The 5154-nt window shown below is 69.3% G+C and carries 6 protein-coding genes; 1 reads left to right on the top strand and 5 read right to left on the bottom strand.

Annotation, left to right across the window (positions count from 1 at the left end):
* A partial coding sequence (locus VE172_RS07310; RefSeq protein WP_324799245.1) for an AfsR/SARP family transcriptional regulator occupies positions 1-1004 on the bottom strand: 1004 nt, incomplete at its 3' end.
* 278 nt (positions 1005-1282) lie between these two features.
* On the opposite strand from VE172_RS07310, the gene VE172_RS07305 reads away from it, so the two are divergent.
* On the top strand, positions 1283-2269 hold the full coding sequence (locus VE172_RS07305) for an ABC transporter ATP-binding protein (RefSeq protein WP_324799242.1): 987 nt from the start codon (positions 1283-1285) through the stop codon (positions 2267-2269).
* Here VE172_RS07305 and VE172_RS07300 read toward each other — a convergent pair.
* The 4 genes from VE172_RS07300 to VE172_RS07285 form a co-directional block, all read right to left on the bottom strand.
* Entirely contained in the window at positions 2238-3083 is an 846-nt protein-coding gene (locus VE172_RS07300; RefSeq protein ID WP_324799239.1) for a hypothetical protein, read from the bottom strand. The genes VE172_RS07305 and VE172_RS07300 overlap by 32 nt on opposite strands.
* A 62-nt stretch (positions 3084-3145) precedes the next feature.
* Positions 3146-3475, bottom strand: a complete 330-nt coding sequence (locus VE172_RS07295; RefSeq protein WP_324799237.1) for a DUF1416 domain-containing protein — start codon at positions 3473-3475, stop codon at positions 3146-3148.
* A gap of 2 nt (positions 3476-3477) precedes the next feature.
* The gene (locus tag VE172_RS07290; protein ID WP_324799234.1) at positions 3478-4329 is read right to left on the bottom strand and encodes a sulfurtransferase; all 852 of its coding nucleotides are present in this window, start codon (positions 4327-4329) and stop codon (positions 3478-3480) included.
* 390 nt (positions 4330-4719) lie between these two features.
* Positions 4720-5154: Rv3654c family TadE-like protein (locus VE172_RS07285; protein ID WP_324799231.1), on the bottom strand; the 435-nt coding region annotated here is incomplete at its 5' end.

The following is a 5154-nucleotide window of genomic DNA, read 5'->3' as shown; positions in this document are numbered from 1 at the left end:
TCGAACCCGCGCAGGTTGATGTACAACTGCCCGTCGGGGAACCGCTCGCGCGCGCCGTGGCCCCAGTGGACGGCCAAGGCCGTCTTGCCCACGCCGCCGATGCCCGCGATCGTCGACACGACGCCAGCGGTGGCGCCACTGGCGCGCAGGCGGTCGAGCGCCGCGACCTGGTCTTCTCGCCCCGTGAAGGTCGAGACGTCGGCGGGGAGTTGGGCGGGCACCAGCGCCGAGGGCGGTGTCGCGAGGTCGATGTCGTCGTGGGGTTCGGGCGCCAGGGTGGGGTCTTGTTGCAGGATGCGAACGTGCAGGTCCCTGAGTTCGGGGCCAGGGCCAGTGCCGAGCTCGTCCGACAGCCGTCGTCGCACGGTTTCGAAGAGCTGCAGGGCTTCGGGGCCGCGTCGGGTCTGGTACAGGGCGTGCATCAGGCGGGCGGCGAGGCGCTGGCGCAGCGGGTGGATCGCCGCTAGCTCGACGAGCTTGTCGAGGACGCGTTCGGCCTCGCCGCCGTTCAGGGCGGCGCCCGCGTACTCCTCGTACGTCGAGACATAGGTGTCGTTGAGCCGCAGCGCGGCGGCCTCCAGCACCCGCCCCGTCAGTCCGTCGAGCGCCGAGCCCCGCCACAGCGCCAGCGCGTTCTCGTAGGCGTCCAGCGCGGCGTCGCCGTCGGGCGTGGCGCGCCGCGCGGCCTGGATCGCGGCGTCGAACTCGCTCAGGTCGAGGACGGCGGCGCCGAGGTTGAGGCGGTACCCGTGGACGCCGCGCTCGATCAGGTCGCCGTGGCGCGGCAACTGGCGCCGCAGCGCCGCGACCGCGTTTTGGACCTGGCGACGCGCCGTGGCGGGCGGTGTGTCATCCCACAGCAGCTCCGCGAGCCACGCCACCGACACCGTTCTTCCCGCGTTGAGCAGCAGTCCCGCCAGGATCTTCGGGTGGAGGCGGCCCGCGAGCGGGACGGGGCGTTTGCCGTCCCAGACCTCAAGCGCGCCAAGGATTCGAAACTCCACTACTCACTCCATTTGAGGGGATGGCCACACCAGACGTCAATGCGAGCCAGGCGCTTCACCATAGCGTTGCCGCCCCGTTGTGGACCAATGCGTGACGTGGGGATTTCGATACCAACACCGCCGATCGTTTTCGCAAGTCACGGCATGCTTTCGTGAAACTTCGGACGCTGAATCGAATATTTTCGGGCGGCATACCGAAGGTCTCGATTGGAGACGGGATCAAGTGCCCAAGCCTCAGTGCTGGCCAAATGTCGGTGTCGCGCTGTAGGGTCGAGCGCATGTCTCGTGCGACCGCCGCGCCGATAAGGCTGGACGGCGTCCGAAAAGAATACGACGGCGGAGCGGTCGCGGTGGCCGATCTGAGCCTGGACATTGAAGCCGGGGACCTGGTGGCCCTGGTGGGGCCGTCAGGGTGCGGCAAGTCCACAGTGCTTCGGATGGTCAACCGACTGCTCGATCTCTCCGCTGGGACCATCTACGTGGACGGTGATGACGTCATGGGGTCCGACCCCGTGGAATTGCGTCGTCGCATCGGTTATTGCATCCAACACATCGGCCTGTTTCCACACCAGACGATCGCCGCGAACGTGGCCACGGTGCCGCGCCTCCTGGGCTGGTCGCGATCCCGCGTGGACGAACGCGTGGAGGAGCTGCTGGACCTGGTGGGCCTCGACATCGCCGTGCACGGCAAGCGGTACCCGCACCAGCTGTCGGGCGGGCAACGCCAGCGGGTCGGGGTGGCACGGGCCCTGGCCGCCGATCCCGTGGTGTTGCTGATGGACGAGCCGTTCTCGGCCGTCGACCCGATCGCGCGCGGCAAGCTGCAGGAGGAGTTCCTGCGACTACAGGCCGACGTGCGCAAGACCATCGTGTTCGTCACGCACGACGTGGACGAGGCGATTCGGTTGGGCGACAAGATCGCGGTGCTGTCCGAAGAGGCCAAGCTGGAGCAGTACGGCACCCCCGCCGAGATCCTGCGCAGTCCACAGACGACGTTCGTGTCGGAGTTCGTCGGCGCCGACCGCGGCGTGAAGAGCCTGTCCGTGGCCAAGGTGCCGCGCGTGGGCCTGCGCGCCGCCCCGCCGGGCGAGCACCCGCACGTCACCATTCACGCGACGCTGCGGGAAGCCCTGTCGCAGTTGCTGGACGGCGACACGGGTCACGTCACCATTCTGGATGGTCGCGACAACCTGGGCGTGATGAACACCGAGGACATCTACACCGCGCTGCGGGCTAGCTCCCCGAGCACTGGTGAGTCTGATTGACCGTCACCGTCCCGTGTGACTCCACGGCCGACCAGCTGGTGTCCCCCGAGCGGTAGCTCAGCAGGTTCTTGCCGCTCACCACGACGGTCGCCTTGTGTGGCACCAGCTTGGTGAGCGCGGAGAACGCGGCGCCGGCGGGCAGCCTGCCCGCGGCGGTGACGGTCGTGGCCCTGCCGCCGGGGCCGCCCAGGTCGCCGCAGGTCGTGGTGGCCCGATTCCAGCGCGCCGAGTCCACCTTGAGGACGGACAGCTGCTTGGCCAGCGTGGCGGGCGGCTCGAAGTCGGGGCTCAGGTCGCCGACGGCGTCGCCCTTGGGGCGGCAGCCGGTGGCGGCCGTCCACGTCACCCAGTCGCGGTGTTCGGTGAGGGTGTAGTCGACGAACTTGTCGCCCTCGCCCGTGAAGCGGGCGCGCTGCCCCTTCTCGGACACCTCGTACAGCCCGTAGCGGTCGCGCAGCTTGGTGGACAGGCGCTTGATGAGCGTGGCGTGGTCGGCCGACGGGGCGTAGACGGTCACGGCGCGTGAGTACTGCTCCCCGGAGCGGGCGGGGGTGATGTCGCAAGGCTCGCCCGGGATCAGCCCCGAGACCGCGAAACCATAGGGCTGCCCGCTGACCAGGCCCGCGACGTCCCCCGTGGCGCGGTCGAGCTCGCCCAGCGCCTCGGTGGCGGTGGTCTGTTCGCGGACGGTCGGGCTCGACGCGCTGAAGGCGAAGACCGCGATGATCAGCGCCCAGGCCCCCACCAGCACGACGTATTTGCGGCGCTTCAGCGTCGCGAGGAATCCGCTGCGGTGGGGCGGGGGCATTGTCACGGCACCAATATTGCGGCCCCGCGTCCACTCGGGCGAACGCGGGGCCGATGTCGACGTCGGTTTCACCGACTGACGGGTACCGTCACCTCGTTGATGCCCGTGGCGGCCGAGACCGCCACCTCGCCGTCGCCGTCGCGGGACAGCGCCCGCAGCGTCCAGGCGCCCTCGGCGGCGAAGAAGCGGAACACGCCCTCGTCGCCCGTGACGACCTCGGCGGTGAACTCACCGAGCCGATCGAGCAGCCGCACGTACGCCCCGACCACGGGCTCGCCCGCGGACGAGACCACCTGGCCGGTCACGACCGTTTCGGACTTCAGGTCGATGGACGCGGGGAGATCGCGGGTCTGGGCGGGCGCGCCGCATCCCGCGGCGGTGCTGAGCTGGTTTCCCATGGTCATGCCGCCTTTCCCGGCTCGTCGCCGAGCGCGATCGGGACCCCCACCAGGGAGCCGTACTCGGTCCAGGAGCCGTCGTAGTTGCGGACATCGCCGTGGCCCAGCAGTTCCCGCAGCACGAACCAGGTGTGCGAGGAACGTTCGCCGATGCGGCAGTAGGCGATGGTGGGCTTGGTGTCGTCCAGGCCCGCCGCGCCGTACAGCTCGCGCAGGTCGTCGTCGGACTTGAAGGTGCCGTCCTCGTTGGCGGCCTTGCTCCACGGCACACTGAGCGCGGTGGGGACGTGACCTGGCCGCTGCGACTGCTCCTGCGGCAGGTGCGCCGGGGCCAGCAGCCGACCCGCGTACTCGTCGGGCGAGCGCACGTCGATCAGGTTCGTCTGGCCGATCGCGCCGAGCACGTCGTCGCGGTAGGCGCGGATCGTGTTGTCCAGTTCGGAGGCGACATAGGTGGTGGTCGGGCGGGACACCGCGTCGGCGGTGAGCGGACGGGCGTCCAGCTCCCACTTCTTGCGCCCGCCGTCCAGCAGCTTCACGGAGTCGTGGCCGTAGAGCTTGAAGTACCAGTACGCGTAGGCGGCGAACCAGTTGTTGTTGCCGCCGTAGAGGATCACGGTGTCGTCGTTGGCGATCCCGCGCTGCGACAGCAACGTGGAGAACTGTTGGCGGTCAACGAAATCCCGTCGCACCTGGTCCTGCAGGTCGGTCTTCCAGTCGAGCTTGACCGCGCCGGGGATGTGGGCGCTGTCGTAGGCGGTGGTGTCCTCGTCGACCTCGACGAAGACCACCTTGTCGGTGTTGAGGTTCTGCTCGGCCCATTCGGCTGAGACGAGGGTGTTGTCGCGGCTCATGTGGTTATCTCCTGTGGATTGTGAACGAATCTGCGGTGTGGCGACCGCATCTCGCGCACGATCCCTGTCGGCATTTCGACAGACGGATTTCGCGAGGAGACGGGTTACGGGAGAACCAATACTTCGCTGACCATTCGAATCAACACGGACGAGTGGATCAGCGCGCGCAGCGGTCGCCGGTCAGTGGCGACACAGGCTGGCGGCGATCAAGCAAAAGTCGATCGCGCGTCGCTTGGTGAGTAGGAGCGAGCGCATGGACGCTACGTTAGCAGGCCAGCGCGGATCTGGCCACCGTCTGTAGTGGAGGCGCAAACGCCGGGACCTGGGGTGCCGTCGCGACGTGTAATGGATCACGCCGTTGATTGGCGCGCCGCGGACGCCGTTCGGGTCTCACGGCGACCCCCGCTGCCGCACCGACGCGCCGCGATTGGGCCCGCCACCCGTCGCCGCGGGAACGGGACCCGCCCGCGCGATCGCCGTGACGGGACCGAAGGCGGCCAGCGCGCGGGGCGGCGCGACGCCCACCGTCACCGTGAGGTCCGCACCCGACAGTTCACAGGCGATGATGGCGGTGTGGTTGGCGACGGCCAATTGCCGCGCCCTGGCGCAGGCGACCTCGGGCCCCTCGACGACGCGCATGGCGCCCGCCAGGGCCGCGGCGTCGGCCCCGATCTGGGCGCGATGCCGCAGCTCCACGGCGGTGGCGACCGTGACGAACACGCCCGCCACCAGCAACAGACACAGGCCCACCCCCAGGACCAACACCGAGGCGCTGCCGCGCTCTCTTTCCGTTCCCGTCACGGCCCCACCCCCGTCTCGCGCGCG

It is taken from the genome of Stackebrandtia sp. (genome assembly GCF_035643755.1).
Classification (GTDB): Bacteria; Actinomycetota; Actinomycetes; order Mycobacteriales; family Micromonosporaceae; genus Stackebrandtia.
Note: the sequence above shows the minus strand (reverse complement) of the source record. Positions and strands in the feature narration are given on the sequence as shown.